The 21,716-nt window shown below is 66.1% G+C and carries 22 protein-coding genes; 15 read left to right on the top strand and 7 right to left on the bottom strand.

The annotated features are described in order from the left end of the window. Positions 1-181: 181 nt before the first annotated feature. The gene (locus JQ633_RS09550) at positions 182-502 is read left to right on the top strand and encodes a hypothetical protein (RefSeq protein ID WP_211984732.1); all 321 of its coding nucleotides are present in this window, start codon (positions 182-184) and stop codon (positions 500-502) included. 136 nt (positions 503-638) lie between these two features. Continuing rightward, on the top strand, positions 639-1,325 hold the full coding sequence (locus JQ633_RS09545; protein ID WP_211984731.1) for a glutathione S-transferase family protein: 687 nt from the start codon (positions 639-641) through the stop codon (positions 1,323-1,325). Between the two features lie 208 nt (positions 1,326-1,533). Here JQ633_RS09545 and JQ633_RS09540 read toward each other — a convergent pair whose 3' ends face one another. Both JQ633_RS09540 and JQ633_RS09535 read right to left on the bottom strand, forming a co-directional pair. Further along, positions 1,534-1,761, bottom strand: a complete 228-nt coding sequence (locus JQ633_RS09540) for a DUF1127 domain-containing protein (protein ID WP_249159053.1) — start codon at positions 1,759-1,761, stop codon at positions 1,534-1,536. A gap of 4 nt (positions 1,762-1,765) precedes the next feature. Beyond that, positions 1,766-2,209 (bottom strand): nuclear transport factor 2 family protein, encoded by a 444-nt coding sequence (locus JQ633_RS09535; RefSeq protein ID WP_211984730.1) that lies wholly within the window; start codon positions 2,207-2,209, stop codon positions 1,766-1,768. A gap of 92 nt (positions 2,210-2,301) precedes the next feature. Here JQ633_RS09535 and JQ633_RS09530 point away from each other — a divergent pair, with 92 nt between their 5' ends. Next, positions 2,302-3,216 (top strand): LysR family transcriptional regulator, encoded by a 915-nt coding sequence (locus tag JQ633_RS09530; protein WP_211984961.1) that lies wholly within the window; start codon positions 2,302-2,304, stop codon positions 3,214-3,216. A gap of 162 nt (positions 3,217-3,378) precedes the next feature. Here JQ633_RS09530 and JQ633_RS09525 read toward each other — a convergent pair whose 3' ends face one another. Next, positions 3,379-3,999, bottom strand: a complete 621-nt coding sequence (locus JQ633_RS09525) for a glutathione S-transferase family protein (protein WP_211984729.1) — start codon at positions 3,997-3,999, stop codon at positions 3,379-3,381. Between the two features lie 172 nt (positions 4,000-4,171). Between JQ633_RS09525 and JQ633_RS09520 the strand changes: the two genes are divergently transcribed. Together JQ633_RS09520 and JQ633_RS09515 are read left to right on the top strand one after the other, a co-directional pair. Then, positions 4,172-5,470 (top strand): flavin-dependent oxidoreductase, encoded by a 1,299-nt coding sequence (locus tag JQ633_RS09520; RefSeq protein ID WP_211984728.1) that lies wholly within the window; start codon positions 4,172-4,174, stop codon positions 5,468-5,470. 48 nt (positions 5,471-5,518) lie between these two features. Then, positions 5,519-6,256, top strand: coding sequence for a DUF4239 domain-containing protein (locus tag JQ633_RS09515; protein ID WP_249159051.1), 738 nt, complete (start codon positions 5,519-5,521; stop codon positions 6,254-6,256). A gap of 24 nt (positions 6,257-6,280) precedes the next feature. On the opposite strand, the gene JQ633_RS09510 is transcribed toward JQ633_RS09515, so the two are convergent. Both JQ633_RS09510 and mutY read right to left on the bottom strand, forming a co-directional pair. Further along, positions 6,281-6,700, bottom strand: coding sequence for a PaaI family thioesterase (locus JQ633_RS09510; protein WP_211984726.1), 420 nt, complete (start codon positions 6,698-6,700; stop codon positions 6,281-6,283). 70 nt (positions 6,701-6,770) lie between these two features. After that, the gene (gene mutY / locus JQ633_RS09505; RefSeq protein WP_211984725.1) at positions 6,771-7,859 is read right to left on the bottom strand and encodes an A/G-specific adenine glycosylase; all 1,089 of its coding nucleotides are present in this window, start codon (positions 7,857-7,859) and stop codon (positions 6,771-6,773) included. A 74-nt stretch (positions 7,860-7,933) separates the two neighbouring features. Here mutY and JQ633_RS09500 point away from each other — a divergent pair, with 74 nt between their 5' ends. The 10 genes from JQ633_RS09500 (at position 7,934) to JQ633_RS09455 (ending at position 18,544) form a co-directional block, all read left to right on the top strand. Beyond that, entirely contained in the window at positions 7,934-8,218 is a 285-nt protein-coding gene (locus JQ633_RS09500) for a type II toxin-antitoxin system RelE/ParE family toxin (RefSeq protein WP_211984724.1), read from the top strand. Then, the gene (locus JQ633_RS09495; RefSeq protein WP_211984723.1) at positions 8,190-8,510 is read left to right on the top strand and encodes a HigA family addiction module antitoxin; all 321 of its coding nucleotides are present in this window, start codon (positions 8,190-8,192) and stop codon (positions 8,508-8,510) included. Before JQ633_RS09500 ends, JQ633_RS09495 begins: the two co-directional genes overlap by 29 nt. Positions 8,511-8,537: 27 nt before the next feature. After that, positions 8,538-9,017: a DUF721 domain-containing protein gene (locus JQ633_RS09490; RefSeq protein ID WP_211984722.1), complete on the top strand. Its 480-nt coding sequence runs from the start codon at positions 8,538-8,540 to the stop codon at positions 9,015-9,017. Between the two features lie 121 nt (positions 9,018-9,138). After that, positions 9,139-9,795, top strand: a complete 657-nt coding sequence (locus tag JQ633_RS09485) for a DsbA family protein (protein ID WP_211984721.1) — start codon at positions 9,139-9,141, stop codon at positions 9,793-9,795. A gap of 470 nt (positions 9,796-10,265) precedes the next feature. Then, complete coding sequence (smc, locus tag JQ633_RS09480; RefSeq protein WP_211984720.1) at positions 10,266-13,730, top strand: chromosome segregation protein SMC; 3,465 nt, start codon at positions 10,266-10,268, stop codon at positions 13,728-13,730. A 138-nt stretch (positions 13,731-13,868) separates the two neighbouring features. Continuing rightward, entirely contained in the window at positions 13,869-14,876 is a 1,008-nt protein-coding gene (locus JQ633_RS09475; RefSeq protein WP_211984719.1) for a small ribosomal subunit Rsm22 family protein, read from the top strand. A 219-nt stretch (positions 14,877-15,095) separates the two neighbouring features. Continuing rightward, complete coding sequence (locus JQ633_RS09470; RefSeq protein ID WP_211984718.1) at positions 15,096-15,656, top strand: LemA family protein; 561 nt, start codon at positions 15,096-15,098, stop codon at positions 15,654-15,656. Positions 15,657-15,684: 28 nt separating this feature from the next. After that, a complete protein-coding gene (locus JQ633_RS09465) occupies positions 15,685-16,905 on the top strand; it encodes a M48 family metallopeptidase (protein WP_211984717.1) in 1,221 nt (406 codons plus the stop codon). A 163-nt stretch (positions 16,906-17,068) separates the two neighbouring features. Then, positions 17,069-17,818, top strand: a complete 750-nt coding sequence (locus tag JQ633_RS09460; protein ID WP_211984716.1) for a hypothetical protein — start codon at positions 17,069-17,071, stop codon at positions 17,816-17,818. Positions 17,819-17,878: 60 nt separating this feature from the next. Continuing rightward, the gene (locus JQ633_RS09455) at positions 17,879-18,544 is read left to right on the top strand and encodes a hypothetical protein (protein ID WP_211984715.1); all 666 of its coding nucleotides are present in this window, start codon (positions 17,879-17,881) and stop codon (positions 18,542-18,544) included. 148 nt (positions 18,545-18,692) lie between these two features. Here JQ633_RS09455 and JQ633_RS09450 read toward each other — a convergent pair whose 3' ends face one another. Together JQ633_RS09450 and JQ633_RS09445 are read right to left on the bottom strand one after the other, a co-directional pair. Beyond that, positions 18,693-19,232 (bottom strand): adenine phosphoribosyltransferase, encoded by a 540-nt coding sequence (locus tag JQ633_RS09450; protein ID WP_211984714.1) that lies wholly within the window; start codon positions 19,230-19,232, stop codon positions 18,693-18,695. Between the two features lie 114 nt (positions 19,233-19,346). Then, a complete protein-coding gene (locus tag JQ633_RS09445; RefSeq protein ID WP_211984713.1) occupies positions 19,347-21,512 on the bottom strand; it encodes an anthranilate synthase component I in 2,166 nt (721 codons plus the stop codon). Positions 21,513-21,716 lie beyond the last annotated feature (204 nt).

Here is a 21,716-nt window from a genome sequence, read left to right as displayed (position 1 = left end):
TAGACAACCGGCGGGCGCGGGCCGTCGCTTGTCGCGCACCGCCGCATGGAGGCCACGGGCTACCGCTCCACCGTCCTTTCGCGGTCCTGCCATGCCGCGGTGTCGAACGTCTCCGCTTGATGGCCCGCCGGGGCAGGCCTAAGCTTGCCGGTATCAGTAGCCCGTTTCGATTGGTCGCCCGATGCGCAGACAATCCGAGACATTGCTGCTCGTGCCGCTGTTGCCGATCTTCCTGCTCGGCATGTTTCCGATGCTGCTGATCGGCCTGCTCGGCTTCTTCGGCCTGATCATCTTCGGCGTCCTGCTGGTTTGCGTCGGGCTGACGCTCGGGCTCGAGGCGCATGGCGAATTCAACGAAGGGATCATCGTGCATGGCTATGCGCGCGGCTCGGAGCGCGCGACGCAGGCCTCCCGCCTGCATGAAGCGATCCACTCCGCGGCCGTGCTTGACGTTGTCGGGCGGGCGCTGGTCGCGGCCGGCGTCGCCGGCTTGTTCTGGTAAGGCTGACCAGCGCGCCGCGCGACCCTGATTCACAAACTCGTCGCTTGCGCCGTACAGAGAAGTTTGCGCATGAAGGGTCGCCCGCGGCCCTGCCGCGTCCCGATTTCGCCGGTCACACCATCAAGGGAGCTCATTCATGATCAAATTCTATTTCAACGGCGCGCCGAACCCGATGAAGGTCGCACTGTTCCTGGAAGAGTCCGGCCTGCCCTTCGAGGCGATTCCGGTCGATACGCGCAAGGGCGAGCAGTTCGCACCCGAGTTTCTGAAGGTCAACCCGAACGGCAAGGTGCCCGCGATCGACGACGACGGCATCTTCGTGTTCGATTCGAACGCCATCCTGCTCTACCTCGCCGAGGAGCACGGCAAGTTCCTGCCGGCCAACACGCCGGCCAACCGCGCCGCGACTTTGTCTTGGCTGATGTTCATCGCGACCGGCGTCGGCCCCTATTCCGGCCAGGCCGTGCACTTCAAGCATTTTGCGCCGAAGGACCTCGACTACGCCCACAACCGCTACCAGTACGAGGCGCATCGCCATTACAAGATCCTCGACGATCATCTGGCGAAGTCGCGCTACATGGTCGGCGACAGCTACACCATCGTCGACATGGCGTTCTGGGGCTGGGTCCGGATGGCGAACTTCATCCTGGGCGAGGAAGGATTCGCGAAATATCCGAACGTGAAGCGGCTGCTCGACGAGATCTCGGCGCGGCCGGCGGCGGCCCGCGCCAATGCGCTGAAGGACAAACACACGTTCAAGGCCGAAATGGACGACGAGGCCCGTAACATCATGTTCGGCCATCTCAAGAGCAAGGTGGCGTAAGCCACGCACGGTCATTCCGGGGCACCCGCTCGCGGTGAACCCGGAATCCAGTTATTGTTGTTCGAGATTCCGGGTTCGCGCTATGCGCCCCCCGGAATGACGCCGAGAATGCGTAGGGTGGGCAAAGGCGCGCCAGCGCCGTGCCCACCATCCGCGCACTGCTCGCGATGGTGGGCACGCTTCGCTTTGCCCACCCTACGATTTGCGCTCAGGGCGGCCAGTACGACCGCCCCTTGGTGAGCCGATCGTGATGGGCGAGGTCGGACCGGCAAAGGCCGATGTCCTGCAACTCGCGCTCGCTCATGGCGGCGAGTTGCCGCCACGCACGCCGGTTCTCACGCCATTGCCTGATACCACCTAGCAGCGCCACGATCGCGGCCGCCGTGGACATCCGGCGCGCGCCCTGCTGCCCGTCGCCGGCAAAGATGCTCGTCAACGGCTCAGCCCGCCGCCCGCGCCTCGGCCGCCGGGAACGGGCCCAGCGCCCGCTCGGTCAGCACCGAGTCGCAATACTCGCGCACTTCCCTGATCCGGCCGCCGTCGAAGCGGAACACCAGGCAATAGTCGTTGTCGTAGCGCTGGCCCTGTCTGGTCAGGTTGTTGCCCTTGGCCTCGACCACGACGATGTCGCCGTCGGCGATGATGCGGTGCGCGATGGTGCGGCCGCGCTCGACCAGTTTCGAGCGGACATGGCCGTGCAGATCGGTCATGATGGATTGCTTGCCGGTGAAGCTGCGCGACCAGGAATATTGCCCGGTCACCGTCCACACCGCGTCATCGGCGAGCGAGGCCATGAACAGCGATTTCTCGCGCACCGCGGGATCGGGATCGCCCGCGATCGCAAACATCTCCTGCACCAGTTTCTTGTTGTCGGCTGCGCTCATGGCGGCTCTCCATCGATGGGTTGGTGACGCCATCATTGCCGCGCTCGCCGGCATTCTTCCAATCGATAGATGATATGATGTATATTCACCTGATGAATTTGAACGCGCTCGACCTCAATCTTCTTGTCGCGCTCGACGCGCTGCTGAAGGAAGCCAGCGTCAGCCGCGCCGCAATGCGGCTGCATCTGTCGCAGCCGGCGACCAGCCACGCGCTGCAGCGGCTGCGCGATCTCCTCACTGATCCGCTGCTGGTGCGTAGCGGCGCGCGGATGGAGCTGACGCCGCGGGCGCAGGCCTTGCGCACGCCGCTGGCGCAGGCGCTCGACCAGGTCCGCACGCTGTTCGTGCCGGACGAATTCGACGCTCTCAGCAGCGAGCGGCATTTCCGCCTGATGATGCCGGACCTCGCGGTCGAGCTGTTGATGCCGCCGCTGATGGAGAAGGTGACGCGGCTGGCGCCGAGCGTCACCATCGACGTGGTGCCGTGGCGGGGGCCCGCGATCTTCACACCGGAATTCGCCCGCACCATCGATCTCGTGATCTCGATCGGCAATTCCTTCAAGGGCTTTCACCGCCAGCTGCTCTACACCGACAGCGATGCGCTCGCGGTGCGGCGCGGCCATCCGGCCGCCGCCAAGCTGAAGAAGCGCGAGGCGTTCCTCGCCGCGCGGCATGTCGCCGTGATCATCCGCGGCCAGAACGAGGACCTGATCGACAGCTGGCTGCGCGCCAAGGGCATCGAGCGGCGCATCGCGCTGGTGGTGCCCGGCTATATCGAGGCGCTGCACGTCACCGCGCGCACCGACCTCGTCGCCTTCGTGCCGCGCCGGCTGATCTCGGCGCTGTCGAAACAGCTGTCGCTGGCGACGGTGCCGCCGCCGCTCGATCCCGGGATCGACGAGCAGTACATGTTCTATCCGACCCGGGCCCAGATGGACCCGGGTTCGATCTGGCTGCGCAGGTTGATGCTGGAGACGGGACAGGAGCTGGCGGCGCGGAAGCTGTAGGTTCGACGCGCTCTCTCCACACGTCGTCCCGGCGAAAGCCGGGACCCATAACCACCGCTATGCGTTGCGGCGGCAAGCTGTAGCCCCAGCATCATTCCCCATCGAGATTTGGGGTTATGGGTCCCGGCTTTCGCCGGGACGACACGGAGTGTTTGGCTGACGCTACGACTTCTGCTCGGCCAGCACCCTCTGCACAGCCGGCCGCTGCTCCATCCGCTCCTTGTGCGCCTTGACCTTCGGCAGCGTCGCGATGTCGACGCCGTCGCCCGCGAGCCAGCTGGTCAGCGTGTAGAGATAGGGATCGCAGACCGTGTAGTTGTCGCCCATCACCCACGGGCCCTTCAGCATGTCGCGCTCGATCAGGCCGAAGCTCGCGGCCATGGTCTTCGACACCATGCCCTTCATGTCGGCGAACGACGTCTCCTGCGTCGCCCAGCGATAGCCACGGCCCTTGTGGGCGTGGTTCACGTGGACGGTGGAGCAGAGATAGGAGTTGAACGCCTGCACCTTGGCGAACTCGAAGGCGTCGTCGAGCGGCGCCAGCTTCGCCTGTGGAAACGTCTGCGCGATGTAGGCCAGCACCGCCGGCGTCTCGGTCAGCACCCCACGATCGGTCATCAGCGCCGGCACGCGGCCCTTCGGGTTGATCTTCAGATACTCCGGGCTGTTCTGCTGGTTGGTCTTGAAGTCGAGCCGCTCGACCGTATGGGGCGCGCCGGCCTCGACCAGCGCGATGTGGGATGCGAGCGCGCAGGTGCCGGGCACATAATAGAGCTTGAGCATGTGGCTGTCCTCTCCGAGCCTTGTCGGTTCTTCAGAACCCGGCTCTGGTCGTTGTTTTTGACGCGCCGGAGGTTACCGGCGCGGCCGTTGGCCGTCCATCCCCCGTAAAGTTTCGCGGTTGCCCACCGTGGCGCAGTCATGCCATGACCATGAGCGATCGAGGGGATTGCTCATGACCGTACTCATCGCAGGCGGCGGGATCGGCGGGCTGACACTGGCGCTCAGCCTGCACCAGATCGGCGTGCCCTGCCGCGTGTTCGAGAGCGTGCCCGAGCTGAAGCCGCTCGGCGTCGGCATCAACGTGCTGCCGCACGCGGTGCGCGAGCTGATCGAGCTCGGCCTGCACGATGTGCTCGACGCCACGGCGGTGCGCACCCGCGAGCTCGCCTATTTCTCCAAGCACGGCAAGCCGATCTGGAGCGAGCCGCGCGGGCTCGAGGCCGGCTACAAATGGCCGCAGTTCTCGATCCATCGCGGCCGGCTGCAGCAGATCCTGCTCGACGCCGCGACCGAACGGCTCGGGACGGAGAACATCCGCACCAGCCATCACCTCACCGGCTGGACCGAGACCGCGGACGGTGTCCGTGCCGACTTCATCGACCGCACCACCGGCAAGCCGGCCGGCAGCTGCGATGGCGCGATCCTGATCGCAGCCGACGGCATCCATTCCGCGGTGCGCGAAAAGCTCTATCCGCAGGAGGGGCCGCCGATCTGGAACGGCCGCATCCTGTGGCGCGGCATCACCCGCGGCAATGCCTTCCTGACCGGCCGCACCATGATCATGGCCGGCCACGAGATCCTGAAATTCGTCTGCTATCCGATCTCCAAGGAGCCCGGCGCCGACGGCAAATTCGACATCAACTGGGTCGCCGAACGGCACATGCCGCCGACCTATCAATGGCGCCGCGAGGACTATAACCGCACCGCAAGGCTCGACGAGTTCCTGCCGTGGTTCGAGAGCTGGAATTTCGACTGGCTCGACGTGCCCGGCCTGATCAGGAATTGCCCGCACGCCTATGAATATCCGCTGGTCGACCGCGACCCGATCCCGCAATGGACCTTCGGCCGCGTCACTCTGATGGGCGACGCCGCGCATCCGATGTATCCGATCGGCTCCAACGGCGCCTCGCAGGCGATCCTCGATGCGCGCGTGCTGACGCGCGAGATGCTGGCGCATGGTCCGACGCAGGCCGCGCTTGCGGCCTACGAGGCCGAGCGGCGGCCGGCAACCACCGATCTCGTGATGCTGAACCGCCGCAACGGGCCGGAGCAGGTGATGCAACTGGTCGAGGAGCGCGCGCCGAACGGATTTGGCGTCGTCACCGACGTGCTGTCGCAGCAGGAGCTGGAAGATATCGCCGCCAACTACAAGCGCGTCGCCGGCTTCCAGGTCGAGGGGCTGAACGCCAAGCCGCCGATCGTGCAGCGCGGCGCGTCGGCACAGGCAAATTCAACGAGGTCCACGAAATAGGGGGCGGCCGGCATGAGTGATTGGGTGCACAATTTGCCTGTGGTGGCGATGGCGCTGGTCGTCTTCGGCTTCACCTATCTGATCGCGGCCGCCGTGTTCATGACCGTGACCGCTCTCGCGACAGGCGATCGGGCAAAATCGTTCAAGACCGTCTCGCCCGGCCTGCTGCCGGTGCTCGGCGTCATATTCGGCCTGTTCGTCGCGTTCACCGCGGCACAGGTCTGGGGCGACAGTGACCGCGCCCATTCGGCCGTCAGTCGCGAGGCGAGCGCACTGCGGGCCGTCGTGCTGCTCTCCGCCGGCCTGCCCGCCGAAAACGGGGCCAAGTTGCGCGGCCTGGTGCGCGCCTATATCGAGCAGGCCAAAACAGTGGAGTGGCCGATGATGGCTCGCCAGACCGCCTCGTTGCATGGCAGTCCGCCCTCCCTCGTCGAGGCCCTGCAACTCGTCATCGCACTAAAGGGACAAGACCAGCAGGTCGTGCAGCGCGAACTGATCTCGGCGCTGCAATCGGCGTTCGATGCACGCAGACAACGGATCATCGTCAGCCAGGCGGAAGTCAATGCCGTCAAATGGTGGTGCCTCTACCTGCTGGCGGTCTGCGAAATGCTGGCGCTCGCGATGATTCATTGCGAGAACCGGCTGGCATCGGCGCTTACGTTGGGGCTGTTCACCACCGGCGTCGCCGCCGCGGTCCTGCTGGTCGTGGCTCATGACCGGCCATTCACCGGGCAGATATCAATCTCACCCGAGCCGCTGCTACAAGTCATGCCGGGAGATTCGTAAGCCGCGCGTCGCCATGCTGACGAGCTAGCGCAGCGCGCGTGCTGCCTCCACCAGCCGGATACTGCTCGACGCGGTGGCGAGCAGCGTGCCGTCCTCCGCCGTCAATTTGCCCTCGACGAACGCAATCGTCTTGCCGAGCTGCGTCACCGTCGCCTCGCCGGTGATCGGCCCGGGCTTTGCGGGCGCCAGGAAATTCACCGTCATCGTGATCGTCGTGGTGAATAGCCTGCCCTCGGTCATCACGAACACCGCCGGCCCCATCGTGTCGTCCAGCATCGACGACAGGATGCCGCCCTGGATGAAGCCGGCCGGATTGCAGAAATCCGGCTTGCCGTCGAAGGCCATCCTGATCCAGCCGTCCTGCGGGCGGGCGTCGATCAGCCGCCAGCCAAGCAGCTTTGCGACAGGCGGCATCGGGATATTGTCGAGTGCAGTTGCGATCATGGCAGCCTCCGTTGGCCGAAGGTGATAGCCGGGCCCTGCTGCCAGCATGGTGTCAGCAGGCGGAGCCAGCCTAAAGGTCGAGCCCGTGCGCGATCACCTTGCGCATCACATTCGGAAAGGCCTCCCCGTCCAGCGTCGCCACCGGCACCCAGCGCATGCCGTCGGGTGCGCGAGTCCGGGTGGGAACACTGGCCGTGTAGACCACAAGCTCCAGCGGAAAATGCGTGAACACATGGGTGACGACGCCGGCCTTGCGGTGCCAGCGTGCGACGCCCTTCAGTTCGGGCGCCTGCGCCAGCGCTGCCGCATCCTCCTGCCCCGTGAGCCACTGCGACCCCGGCACCTCCGTCATGCCGCCGAGCAGGCCTTTTTCCGGGCGCGAGCGCACCAGCAGTTCGCCCCCCCGCGTCACCACGAAAGCGGCGCCGCGACGCAAGGTGCCGCTCTTCTTCGGCGCCTTGCGCGGAAAGCTCTCCTGGTCGCCGCGCGTGCGTGCCGCGCAATCGTCGTTCAACGGGCACAGCGCGCAGGCCGGCTTCTTCGGCGTGCAGATCGTGGCGCCGAGATCCATCAGGGCTTGCGCGCTATCGCCGGCGCGGGATGAGCCAAGCAAGGTCGCAGCCATCTGCTGGATCAGCGGTTTTGCTTGCGGCAGGGCTTCTTCGATCGCGTAGAGCCGCGAGACCACGCGCTCGATATTGCCGTCCACCGGCATGGTGCGGCGGTCGAACGCGATTGCGGCGATCGCCGCCGCGGTGTACGGCCCGATGCCGGGCAGCGCGCGCAGGCCATCCTCGGTATCCGGGAATACGCCGCCATTGTCGTTGAGGACTGCGACCGCGCAGGCATGCAGGTTGCGCGCCCGCGAGTAATAGCCGAGCCCGGCCCACATCCGTAAGACATCGTCGAGCGAGGCGCGTCCCAGCGCCGTCACATCCGGCCAGCGTGTCACGAACTTCTCGAAATACGGCCCGACCGCCCGCACCGTGGTCTGCTGCAGCATGATCTCCGACAGCCACACCCGGTACGGATCAGCCAGCTCCCCCGCCGCCGCCCGCCACGGCAGCTTGCGGCGATGCCGGTCGTACCAGGCCAGCAGCCGCGCCGGGCGGTCGGCTTCACTCGCAGACGTCCTCTTGATCGCTCGGGACGGGGACACGTTTCTCCTCAAGGCTTGGAAAGGCGCGATCTCCGGCAATTGCACACTATGACGCGACACGTTATAGTGCTGGCATGATCCAGAGCTTCGCTGATCCTGAGACAGAATTGATCTGGTCGGGGCGGCGCAGCAAGAGACTGCCGCCAGATATCCAGAACGTAGCGCTTCGGAAACTTCGTCTTCTGAATCAGGCGCGGGTGTTGAGCGACCTGCGCGTGCCACCCGGCAATCGGCTGGAGACGTTGAAAACTGACCGATTGGGCCGGCATTCGATCCGGATCAATGACCAATGGCGGATATGTTTCGTTTGGGATGAAGGAGGACCGGCAGATGTCGAAATCGTCGACTACCACGACTAAGGGCGGGCTGCTCCACAACCCCCATCCCGGCGAGATCCTGCTGGAGGAGTTCCTCAAGCCGATGGGCCTCAGCCAGAACGGCCTGGCGCGGGCCGTTCACGTGGCGCCCCGCCGCATCAACGAGATCGTGCTGGGCAAGCGTGACATTACCGCCGACACCGATCTGCGGCTGGCGCGCTATTTTGGCGTTTCGGAGGGGTTCTTCCTCGGCCTGCAAATGGATTATGACTTGATGCAACGGCGGCGCGAGATCGACCGTGACCTGAAGGCAATCAGGCCTCGAGCCGCGTGAACGCCGCCATAATGCTATAACCCTCCGATGTCCAAGCCCGGCCCGATCAGCGCAAAGCCCCTCTCCATCCTGCTCAGCGACGTCTTCACCGACGCCTATGCCAAGCAGGGCTTCGCCGCGCGCGAGCTGGTGACGCGCTGGAGCGAGATCGCAGGCGAGCGGATCGCGGCCTATTGCGAGCCGCTGAAGATGCAATGGCCGCGCCCGGTAGAGGGGCAGCCGCAGGAGCCGGCGACGCTGGTGCTGCGGGTCGAAGGACCGATGGCGCTGGAGATCCAGCACTCCTCGGACGTCATCCTGGAACGGGTGAACCGGTTCTTCGGCTGGCACGCGGTGGGGCGGCTGACCATCCGCCAGGCCCCGCTGACGCGCCGCGGCGCCCCGGTGCGGCCGCGCGCGCCGGACGCCAGGGCGGTGGCCCGGGAGGCCGAAAACCTCCAGGACGTCGAGGACGACGAGCTGCGTGCGGCGCTCGCCCGGCTGGGCGCCACGATCAAGCGAAATTGACGCTTTTCGCCGGCTTTGCCGCGGGAACCCGCCATTGCCACAATGGTCGTTTCAAGCTAGCGAAGGCTTCCTTTTCGGGACCCCTTTACAGGGTACGCATGCGCCAATCCGGGAGCAGACCTTGATCATCACGCGCCGCGCCTTCACCACCGCTCTCTCGCTGACCGGGCTTGCCGCCCTCGCCGGCCTCTCCCCGCTGCGCCTGATCTCGGAGGCGTTCGCGCAGACCGCCGCCGACGTCGCCAAGCCGCAGTCATTGCCCGACATGGCGCTCGGCCCGCAGGACGCCAAGGTGACCATCACCGAATACGCCTCGATGACCTGCCCGCACTGCGCCAATTTCAACGAGACCGTGTTCCCGAAGCTGAAATCGACCTACATCGACAGCGGCAAGGTGCGCTACGTGTTCCGCGAGTTCCCGCTCGACATCAAGGCCGCCGCCGGCTCGATGCTCGCCCGCTGCATCGCCAAGGACGACGCGCCGAAATATTTCGCCGTCATTGACCTCTTGTTCCGCCAGCAGAACGACTGGGTGGTGAAGAACACCACCGAGACGCTGACGCGGATCGGCAAGCAGGCCGGCCTCAGCCAGCAGCAGGTCGAGGACTGCCTGAAGGATCAGAAGCTGCTCGACAAGATCGCCGCCGACCAGAAATACGCCAACGACGTGCTGAAGGTGAACTCGACGCCGACCTTCTTCGTCAACGGCGAGATGCTGAAGGGCGAGACCTCGTTCGAGGAGTTCAGCAAGAAGATCGATCCGCTGCTGAAGAGCTGATCGACACGCTGCGGAAGCTACCCCGATGTCGTCCTGGCGAAAGCCAGGACCCATTACCCCCAAGCGTTCATTGGTGCGCACCGCTGGGCCGCGATCGCGTCCATAACCACGCGCGGTGGTTATGGGTCCTGGCTTTCGCCAGGACGACGAACGTTGTTCGGTCACGTCGCGCCGGGCACGATAATTGTGGATGACTTACGATCGCGGCGCATGCCGTCGCATTATTTCGTTGTTGAAAACCTGATTCGCGCGCGGCGAATCTTTTGCGTCATGCAGGGATCGCAAAACCCTGCAATCGCCTGCAAATCCCTTGGGAAAAGCTTGGTCGAGCGGTTGCCCTCGCGTGCGGGCCTCGCCATTGTCGCGCCCCATGAGAGCTGCACGCAGCAACTCACCCACACACCGACATTGCCTTCCATGGTACTGTCACGGCAGGGAGATTCGCGCCCGGCCAAGCGAGATTTGTGTACATGAAGCTCACGCGCCTCCGTCTTCACGGTTTCAAGTCGTTCGTTGAACCCACCGACTTCATGATCGAACCGGGCCTCACCGGTGTCGTCGGACCGAACGGCTGCGGCAAATCCAACCTCGTCGAAGCGCTGCGCTGGGCGATGGGCGAGACCTCGCACAAATCGCTGCGCGCCGCCGACATGGACGCGGTGATCTTCGCGGGTTCCGGCAACCGTCCGGCGCGCAACCACGCCGAAGTCGTGATGACGATCGACAATTCCGATCGCACCGCGCCGGCCGCCGTCAACGACAGCCAGCTGCTGGAAATTTCCCGCCGCATCGAGCGCGAGGCCGGCTCCGCCTATCGGATCAACGGCCGCGATGTCCGTGCCCGTGACGTGCAGATCCTGTTCGCCGACGCCGCCACCGGTGCGCGCTCGCCGGCGCTGGTTCACCAGGGCAAGATCGGTGAGATCATCCAGGCCAAGCCGGAACAGCGCCGCCGCGTGCTGGAAGATGCCGCCGGTGTCGCCGGCCTGCACGCCCGCCGCCATGAAGCTGAACTGCGGCTGAAGGCGGCCGAAACCAACCTCACCCGCGTCGAGGACGTGATCGGCCAGCTCACCGGCCAGATGGAAGGCCTGAAGAAGCAGGCCCGCCAGGCGATTCGCTACCGCGAGGTCGCGGCCAAGGTGCGCAAGTCTGAGGCCATGCTGTTCCATCTGCGCTGGATCGAGGCCAATGCCGACGTCAACGACGCCGCGCACACCCACGACATCTCCGTGCGCGAGATGGCCGAGCGCACCCGCGAGCAGGCTGAATCCGCCCGCATCCAGGCGATCCGCGCTTCTGAATTGCCCGCGCTGCGCGATGCCGAAGCGCGTGCCGCTGCCGGTCTGCAGCGTCTGACCAACGCCCGCGAGCTGCTCGACCGCGAGGAGCAGCGCGCCAAGGAGCGCGTCAGCGAGCTCGATCGTCGCCTCACCCAGTTCGCCGGCGACATCGCGCGCGAGCAGCAGCAGACCTCGGACGCCGACGTCGCGCTGCAGCGCCTCGACACCGAAGACGCCGAGCTGAAGGAAGAGATCAAGTCGCGCGTCGAGAAGCGCTCCGGCGTCGACGAGCGCGTCTCCGAAGCCGAGGCCATCCTGGCCGCCACCGAGCGCCAGTTCACCGACCTGACCACCGAGCTCGCCGACCTCACCGCGAAGCGCAACCAGCTCGAAGCGGGTGTGCGCACCCATCGCGACCGCCTGGCGCGGCTCGATCAGGAGATCGCGAACGTCCAGGCCGAGGAAGCCAAGCTCGCGCAGGAGACCGGCGGTCTCGGCGATATCGATGCGCTCGCTGCCGCCACGGAGATGGCGCAGGAGGCGCTCGCCGAATCCGAGGCCGCCGTGCAGGCCAGCGAGGCCCATCATGCGGCGGCCCGGCAGACGCTGGAATCGTCCCGCAACCCGCTGACGGAAGCCGAGAAGCGCGTGCAGCGGCTGGAGACCGAGGCCCGCACGATCTCCAAGCTGGTGAACAGCGAGACCAAGAATCTGTGGCCGCCGATCATCGACGGCATCACGGTCGCCAAGGGCTATGAGAAGGCGATCGGCGCCGTGCTCGGCGACGATCTCGACGCGCCGGTCGATCCCTCTGCGCCGATGCGCTGGACCAATGTCGGTGCCGTCGGCGACGACCCTTCGCTGCCCGACGGCGTCGAGCGGCTGGCCGACCATGTGCAGGCGCCGCCGGAACTGGCACGGCGTCTCGCGCAGATCGGCGTGGTGACGAAGGAGCGCGGCGCGACCCTGGTGTCGCAGCTCAAGACCGGCCAGCGGCTGGTGTCGCTCGAGGGCGACGTCTGGCGCTGGGACGGCTTCGTCGCCGGCGCGCATGCACCGACCGGTGCGGCACGCCGCCTCGCCGAGCGCGCCCGCCTCGTCGATATTGAGCAGGAGCTGGAGCAGGCCCGCGTCGACGCTGCCGCCAAGCGTCAGGCGCTGGAGACCGCCGAGATGGAGCTGCGCTCCGCGTCGGCCGCCGAGGGCGCGTCCCGTGAGGCCGTGCGCGCCGCCCGCCGCGAGGCCGATGCCGCGCGCGAGCGCCATGCCGCGACTGAGCGCGAGATCAACCGCCACGCCGCGCGCAAATCGGCGCTGACCGAAGCGCACAGCCGCGTCGCCGCCGACCGCACCGAGGCCGAGGCGGCGCATGAGAGCGCCGTCGGCGCGCTCAGCGAGCTGCCGCCGAGCGTGGAAACCGAAGCCCAGCTCTCGGCGGTGCGCGCCGAGATCGACAACCAGCGTCGTGCCGCCGCGCAGGTGCGCGCCGAGGCGCAGGCGCTGGCCCGCGAGGCCGAACTCGCAGACCGTCGCGTGCAGGCGATCCTCGCCGAGCGCAACGAGTGGCAGAACCGCAAGACCAGCGCCGCCTCGCAGGTCGGCACGATCGAGGCGCGCATCGCCGAAGTGTCGATCGAGCGCGAGGAACTCGCCAACGCGCCGGAAGTGTTCGCCGAGAAGCGCAGCGCGCTGATCACCGAGATCGAGCACGCCGAGGGTGACCGCCGCATCGCCGCCGACGCGCTCGCCACCGCGGAAGCCGCGATGGCGGAAACCGATCGCCTCGCCAAGGCCTCGCTCGAAGCGCTGTCCAGCGCCCGCGAAGGCACCGCGCGCGCCGAGGAGCGCATGGAAGGCACCCGCCGTCGCCTCGCCGATATCGAGCGCGAGATCCACGACATGCTCGAGGTCGAGCCGAACGCGGTCGCCGCGATGGCCGAGATCGAGCCCGGCGCCGAACTGCCGCCGGTCGGCCAGATCGAGGAAGAGCTGGAAAAGCTGCGCCGCGATCGCGAACGCCTCGGCGCCGTCAACCTGCGCGCCGAAGAAGAACTGAAGGAAGTCGAGACCCAGCACACCGCGCTGGCGACCGAGCGCGACGACCTCGTCGAGGCGATCAAGCGGCTGCGCCAGGGCATCCAGAGCCTCAACCGCGAGGCGCGCGAGCGCCTGCTGACGTCGTTCGAGACCGTCAACGAGCACTTCAAGCGGCTGTTCGTGCAATTGTTCGGCGGCGGCGAAGCCGCGCTGCATCTGATCGAGAGCGAGGACCCGCTCGAAGCTGGCTTGGAGATCATCGCAAAACCGCCGGGCAAGAAGCCGCAGACGCTGTCGCTGCTGTCGGGCGGCGAGCAGGCGCTGACCGCGCTGGCACTGATCTTCGCGGTCTTCCTCACCAACCCGTCGCCGATCTGCGTGCTGGACGAAGTCGACGCGCCGCTCGACGACCACAACGTCGAACGGTTCTGCGACCTCCTGAACGAGATGACCGGCTCGACCGAGACGCGCTTCATCATCATCACGCACAATCCGATCACGATGGCGCGGATGAACCGGCTGTTCGGCGTCACCATGGCCGAGCGCGGCGTGTCGCAGCTGGTGTCCGTCGACCTGCAGGGTGCGGTGGATATTCTCGACCAGAACGTGGCGTAGGTCAGCCGACGCATTTTGTTCTTGGAACGGGGCTCTCTGGGCTCCGTTATTACGAGCGAAGCGAAGCAATCCATGCCTCAGCAGGCGGCGCGATGGATTGCTTCGCTTCGCTCGCAATGACGTGGCAAGATACGTCGTATGACCTCACCTGATCTGCCGGCTGAGTTGCGCGCTTCGCTCAACGCCCGCCTCGAGGGCCTCTCGCGCAGCGATGCCGCAAGCCGTGCGGCGGTGATTTCGCAGACCTACCGCGAGGGCGGCGGCTCCGGGACCATCAAGAGCGAAACCGATGCGCTGGCCTATGCGCTGGCACGGATGCCCGCGACCTATGCCGCCATTGTGGCGAGCCTCAACGCGCTCATCGAGATCCGGCCCGACCTTGCTCCTGTCAGCCTGCTCGACGTCGGCGCCGGCCCGGGGACTGCGACATGGGCAGCGACGGAAACATTCTCCGCGCTGAAACACTTCACCCTCCTCGATGCCAATGGCGCGTTGCGAACGCTGGCGCAGCAGCTGTTTCGCGACAGCACGCGGCTGAACGACGTCGGCTATCAACTCGGCCAGGCCCGTGCGCTGCTTGCGCAAGCCGAGCCCGCCGACCTCGTCGTTGCCAGCTACATGATCGGCGAGATCGGCGATGCCGAACGCGCGTCGCTGGCGGACGCGTTGTGGTCCCGGACCAAAGACACGCTGCTCGTCGTCGAGCCGGGCACGCCCGCCGGCTACGCGAGGATCATCGCGCTCCGCGCCCGGCTGATCGCCGCCGGCGCCCATGTCGCGGCGCCCTGCCCGCATGACGGCGCCTGCCCGCTGGTCGCGCCCGACTGGTGCCATTTCTCGCAACGCCTGCAGCGCTCGCGCGCGCACAAGCAGGTCAAGGGCGCCGAGCTGCCCTTCGAGGACGAGCGCTTTGCCTATGTCGCGCTCAGCCGCGCGCCGGTGGCCTCACGACCATCCCGCGTGCTGGCGCAGCCTGAAATCGGCAAGGTCGAGATCGCGGCCAAGCTCTGTACCCCGGAGGGCGTGAAGGTGGCAAAGGTCGCGCGCCGCGCCAAGGCCGACTACGCCGCCGCGCGGCGCTGGCGTTGGGGCGACGCGGTTGTCACCAACAGCCCACGTCGTCCCGGGGAAGGCCGGGACCCATAACCACCAGAATATGTCGTTGAAGCAAGCTGTGGCCCCAGCGAGCGCTCACCGCTGAGGACGGAGGTAATGGGTCCCGGCCTTCGCCGGGACGACGAAATATGTTGAACCAGTCTCGCCCAATCCCCGACCAACACAGCGCCCACCTTTTCGCGGCGGGCTGCCGTGTGCCCGGTTTTGCGCTAGGTTGCCGCCGTTTCGTCTCATCAGGAGCTGCCCGTCATGTCGACCAGCTGGATCGTTATCGGCGTCATCATCCTTCTCGTGCTGTTTGCGTTCGGCGCCTACAACCGCCTCGTCGCGCTCAGCCAGCGGGTCGGCCAAGCCTTTGCCGACATCGACGTGCAGCTCAAGCAGCGCCACGATTTGATCCCGAACCTGGTCGAGACCGTGAAGGGCTACGCCTCGCATGAGCGCGGCACGCTCGACGACGTCATCAGGGCGCGCAATTCGGCGATGTCGGCGCAAGGGCCGGCGCAGGTGTCGGCGGCGGAGAACCAGCTCTCCGGCGCGCTCGGCCGGCTGATCGCGCTGTCGGAGGCCTATCCGGACCTGAAGGCCAACGCCAACTTCCAGCAACTCGCCTCCGAACTGTCCGATCTCGAGAACAAGATCGCCGCCAGCCGCCGCTTCTTCAACAATGCGGTCCAGGAATACAACACCGGCATCCAGCAGATGCCGGCCGCGTTGTTCGCCGGCATGTTCGGCTTCACCCGCAAGGACTTTTTCGACCTCGGCGCCAGCCGCGCCGAAGTCGAAGTCGCGCCGAGCGTGAAGTTCTGAGCCGCGACCTCCGGCGAGAGGCTGCTCCATGGCCGCCTACGGTCTCTACACGCATATCTCATCGAACAAGTTTCGTTCGCTGCTGCTGCTCGCGGGGCTGTTCCTGCTGATCTACGTGCTGGTCTATGCCGGCGCGCTGGTCGCGGAGGTGATGATCGACAGCAGCCGCACGGCGAACTATTACCTGACGCGGGCCTCGCGCGACCTCGTCTCCGCCTTCCCCTGGGCGACGCTGGCGGCCGCGGCCTGGATCGTGATCGCTTACTTCTTCCACCAGAACATGATCGACGCCGTCACCGGCGGCGAAAGCGTGACGCGGCAGCAAGAGCCACGGCTCTATAATCTGCTGGAGAACCTCTGCATCTCGCGCGGCATCCCGATGCCGAAGCTGAAGATCATGGACACTCCCGCGTTGAACGCGTTCGCGACCGGACTGAACCCGCGGCAATATTCGATCACCGTCACCACCGGGCTGTTGAACGCTCTGAACGACCAGGAGATCGAGGCCGTGCTCGGCCACGAGCTCACGCACATCAAGAACGGCGACGTGCAGCTGATGGTGGTCGCGGTGATCATCGCCGGCGCGGTCGGCTTCTTCGGCGAGCTGTTCTTCCGCCTCTTCACAAATCTGTCGTGGAACTCCACCGGCTGGTCGTCCTCGTCGTCCTCCCGCTCGTCGTCATCCTCGTCGGATCGCGACGGCAAAAGCTCGGGCGGCGGCGCGATCATCGTGATCATCATCGCCGTCGTGCTGATCATGCTGGCCTGGCTGCTGTCGCAGGTGGTCAAGCTGGCGCTGTCGCGCTCGCGCGAATTTCTCGCCGATGCCGGCTCGGTCGAGCTGACCAAGAACCCCGATGCGATGATCTCGGCGCTGCGCAAGATCGAGAACCGCGGCGAACTGCCGGACGCGACCTCGGCGGTGATGGAGCTGTGCGTCGACAACCCGCGCGAAGGCTTTGCCGACCTGTTCGCCACCCACCCCTCGGTGCAGTCCCGGGTCGATGCGCTGGTGAAATATGCCGGGGGACACGATCCCGGGCCGCTGGCGCTGCCGGATGAGACATTGGACGCGCAGGACGAGGCGCCGGCCGACGCCGACCAGCCTCCGCAGGTCAGGCACGGGCCGTGGGGCGATGCGCCCCCTGCGCCGGGCACCCCGCCGGCGCTGCCGGGCACCAACCCGCAGCAGGGACCATTGGGCCCGCTTCAAGGACCTCTTCAGGGACCTTGGGGCCGGCATCTCTGAATTGCGCGCTAGTCACCTCAGTCTATTAAGGAAATCCCCACCAAACCGGTCGCCGCCGCCTTAAAGATTTGAATTCCCCCTCGTTTCTGCCATGTTCGCGCCCAAAGCAGATATGGGGACTTGCCGATCGCCGTCGCGATCGGGAGCGCTTTAAGGGACTTCCATGGCAAAGCCGGTCGTGATCGTGGTGGGCGCAGACAAGGGCGGGGTCGGCAAGACCACCGTCTCGCGGACGCTCCTGGACTATTTCAGTGCCAACAATGTGCAGACCCGGGCATTCGACACCGAATCGCCGCGCGGCACGCTGAAGCGCTTCCACCCCGAGATCACCGAGATCGTCGACATGACGACGACCGCGGACCAGATGAAGATCTTCGATACGCTGAACTCGGGACCCTCGGTCACCGTGATCGACGTCCGCGCCGGCCTGTTGTCGCCCGCGCTGGCCTCGCTGCGCGACATCGGCTTCCTCGATGCGGCGCGGTCCGGCCAGATCACCTTCGCCGTGTTCCATATACTCGGCCCCTCGATCGCCTCGCTGGACGAGATCGCCGAGACCTCCAGCTTCATGACCGGCGCGAAATATTACCTGGTCAAGAACTTCATCAACGACACCCAGTTCTTCCAGTGGGACCAGTCGACCTACAATTCCTATTTCAACAAGATCAAGGACGCGACCGACCTCACGATCCCCAAGCTCAACGAAATGGCCTATGAGCAGGTCGAGGTGTCCTCGGTTCCGTTCCTGAAGTTCGTCGCCAACAAGGGCATCAACGACGACGCCGCGAACTACTCCTTCGTGCTGCGCGGCTATGTCCGGCACTGGCTGGCCAATGTCTGGAGCGAGTACGACCGGATCAAGCTGACCGATCTGGTCGGCGCCAAGTCGACCACCCGCGGCGGCGAAAAATAGTCGTATCCCCGCCCGCAATGGGGCTGGATTAGGGGAAAATTTGGACTGATATAGCGGGCGATGTCATCCACGCCCGTCTACATCATCTGCTCGCCCCGCCCGCAGGTCGGCAAGACCCTGACCGCGCGGTTGCTGGCCGAATTCCTGCTGCTCAAGAACGGCGACGTGGCCTGCTTCGACGTCAACCTGAAGGAGCCGTCGCTGCTCGACTACCTGCCGCGGGTCACCGAAACCGCCGACGTGATCGACACCTACGGCAAGATGCAGCTGATGGACCGGGTCATCGTCAATGACGGCGTCGCCAAGGTGATCGACCTCGGCTACCACGCCTTCGACGAATTCTTCAAAATGAGCAACGAGATCGGACTGATGAAGGAGGCCCTGCGCCGCCGCGTCGCGCCGATCGTGCTGTTCGTGGCCGATACCGACCGCGTCTCGGTGCGCAGCTTCCAGATGCTCTACGACATGGTGCCGGCGAATGCGCTCGTCGTCATCGACAACGAGTTCGTGGTGCGCGGCGAGTTGCCGCCGGCGATGACCCGCAGCCGCATCCTGGCGCTGCGCGCGCTGCCGGTGTTCCTGAAGACCTATATCGACCGGCTGAACTTCTCCTTCACCGGCTACCTGCGGCAGGAGAAGGATTCATCGACCGAGCTGCATCAGTGGATCCGGCGGAACTACACCATGTTCCGCGATCTCGAACTGAGCACGGTGCCGCAAAGGTAGTGACTGTCGTCCCGGCGAAGGCCGGGACCCATAACCACCGCTACATGTTTGGCGATGGCTGGGGCCACAGCGCGTCTCCACAACCAGCATTTGTGGTTACGGGTCCCGGCCTTCGCCGGGACGACGTGTGGAGGGAGCGGAGCGAACCTCAATGCCCCTCGAACGCCATCAGCGTGCGCACCGGCACGTCCATCGCGCGCAGCTTGTCGGCGCCGCCGAGGTCGGGCAGGTCGACGATGAAGCAGGCGGCGACCACGTTGGCGCCGATCTGGCGGAGCAGTTTCACGGCGCCCTCCGCGGTCCCGCCGGTCGCGATCAGGTCGTCGACCAGGATGACGCGCTCGCCGGGCTGCACGGCGTCGGCATGCATCTCCATCTCGTCGATGCCGTATTCCAGCGAATAGGCGATCCGCACCGTGGTGTGCGGCAGCTTGCCCTTCTTGCGGATCGGCACAAAGCCGGCCGAGAGCTGATGCGCCACCGCGCCGCCGAGGATGAAGCCGCGCGCCTCGATCCCCGCGACCTTGTCGACCTTCGACCCGGCCCAGGGATGCACCAGCTCGTCGACCGCACGGCGGAACGCGCGGGCATCCGCGAGCAGCGTCGTGATGTCGCGAAACAGGATGCCCGGCTTGGGGTAATCCGGGATCGTGCGAACGGTCGACTTGATGTCCAGGTCGAAGGTCATGTGTATCTCGCTTCTTTCCGCATCGTCATTGCGAGGAGCGAAGCGACGAAGCGATCCATGCCTCCGCAAGCGGAAGAATGAATTGCTTCGCTTCGCTCGCAATGACGGTTCAAATCAACTCACTCCCGGATTGAGCCGGAATGCATTCTCCACGATGCGCAGCCCCACCTCGTTGCCGAGCGACATCAGCGATTCCGGGTGGAACTGGACGCCGGCGACCGGCAGCGTCTTGTGCTCGATCACCATCGCGACGCCGTCCTCGGTGGTCGCCGTCACCGTCAGCACGTCGGGCACGCTGTCGCGCTCGACGAAGAGCGAGTGATAGCGGCCGATCACAATCTCGTTCGGCAGGTTCTGCATCAGCCGCCCGCCGCGCACCTGGACCCGCGAGGGCCGGCCATGCGCCGGCTGCGTCAGCTGGCCGAGTTGGCCGCCGAAATATTCGCCGATCGCCTGCACGCCGAGGCAGACGCCAAAGATCGGCAGCTGCTTCTCCAACGCGGTGCCGATGGTCTTCGAGATACCGAAATCCTCCGGCCGCCCGGGGCCGGGCGACAGCACCAGCAGATCCCAGCCGCGCTGCTTCAGCATGTCCTGGGCGTGGACGTGCCGGACCACGGTGACGTTGGCGCCGACCTGGCGGAAGTAATCCGCCAGCATGTGCACGAAGCTGTCGTCGTGGTCGATCAAGAGCACGTTCTTGCCGGAGCCGGTGGCGTCGGGCGCGAAGTCCGACAGCGGCTTCGGCGGATCGCCGCGCAGCGCCTGGAACAGCGCCGCAGCCTTGACCTGGCATTCGCGGTCCTCGGCGGCTGGATCGGAATCGAACAGGCAGGTCGCGCCGACGCGGACCTCGGCGAGGCCGTCCTTCATCCGGATGGTGCGGATGGTCAGGCCGGTGTTGATGCTGCCGTCGAAATTCACGCAGCCTATCGCGCCGGCGTACCAGCGCCGCGGCGAGCGCTCGTGGTCCTCGACGAACTGCATCGCCCACAATTTCGGCGCACCGGTCACCGTCACCGCCCAGGCGTGGGTCAGGAACGCATCGAGCGAATCGAAGCCCGGCCGCAGCATGCCCTCGACATGGTCGACGGTGTGAAACAGCTTCGAGTAGGTCTCGATCTGCCGCCGCGCCAGCACCTTGATGGTGCCGGGCACGCAGACGCGCGCCTTGTCATTGCGGTCGACGTCGGTGCACATGTTGAGCTCGAACTCGTCCTTCTCCGAGTTCAAGAGCTTGCGGATCTGCTCGGCATCGCCGATCGAGTCCGTGCCGCGCGCGATGGTGCCGGAGATCGGGCAGGTCTCGACCCGGCGGCCGTCGGAACGCACGAACATCTCCGGCGACGCGGAGACCAGGAATTCGCCGTCGCCGAGATTCATCAGCGCGCCATAGGGCGACGGGTTGATGCGGCACAGCCGCTGGAACACCTCCGCCGGCGAGCGCTCGCAGGGCTCGGCGAACAGCTGCCCGGGCACCGCCTCGAACAGATCGCCGCGGGCGAACGCCGCGCGCGCGGTCTCGACGGTCGCCTGATACTCGCCGGGCGCGTGGTCGGCAAAGCCCTGCCGCCCGGTCCTGGCATAGATGCTTTCGCCGGTATCGTGCGCCAGGCCCGCGGTCGACTTGCCCTTCCACGAGAACTCGTAGTTCAACGCCACGCCGCGGCCGGTGGCGCGGTCGTAGGCGAGCAGGCGGTCCGGCACGAAGAGCACGATGTCGCGCTGGTCTTGCTCGCGGGCGCGCTTCTGCACGATGTCCTCGATCTGGAACACGAGGTCGTAGGCGAAGGCGCCGAACAGGCCGAGCAGCGGATCAGCATTGGACGTGAACGCCGCCACCATGTCGCGCACCAGCGACATCACGCTGGCGCGGCGGGTGCGCTGGTCTTCCTCGACCGGCGCGGCGCCGCGGACGATGTGGCCTTTGAGCCTGGTCGGGCTGCGCTCGGTGATCACGGCGCAGGGCTCGCGCAAGACGTCGCCGAGGAAGGCGATCAGCACCTCGCCGCGCGGGTTCAGCGCCTGCAGCGAGAAGTCGGTGCCCGACGTTTCCAGCACCAGCGGCGGATCGGCAAAGCCGAGATCAAAACTCTCGTAGCGGCCCGGTACCGTGGTGCCCGAGGACAGCACGACGCCGCGGCGGCGGTCGAGCAGCGCGATCAGATCGTCGAGGCGGTTGGCGCCGCCGGTGAACTGCTCGACCACGCGTGCGACCGCGAGGCCGCCATTGGTCACATACTCGCTCTTGGCCGGCAGGGAGAAGACTGTCCTGTTCATGTGATCCTCTTACGAGACTTGCCGAGAGAGCGCCACACAGGACAAACGAAGGAGACCGTCGCACTGCGATGGCGACCTTCGACGTTTCTGGGAATTGAAAAACGCACCGGCCACCTATGAGAAGGTGGGCCACCAACGACGGGATGGGCTGGCAACGGTGCTCATGGCAGCTACTCACCACCGGGCGCGGGCCGTGTCAAGGGA

Source organism: Bradyrhizobium tropiciagri, assembly GCF_018130505.1.
GTDB classification, from domain to species: Bacteria; Pseudomonadota; Alphaproteobacteria; order Rhizobiales; family Xanthobacteraceae; genus Bradyrhizobium; species Bradyrhizobium tropiciagri_B.
This window is presented reverse-complemented; position numbering and strand designations above follow the sequence as displayed.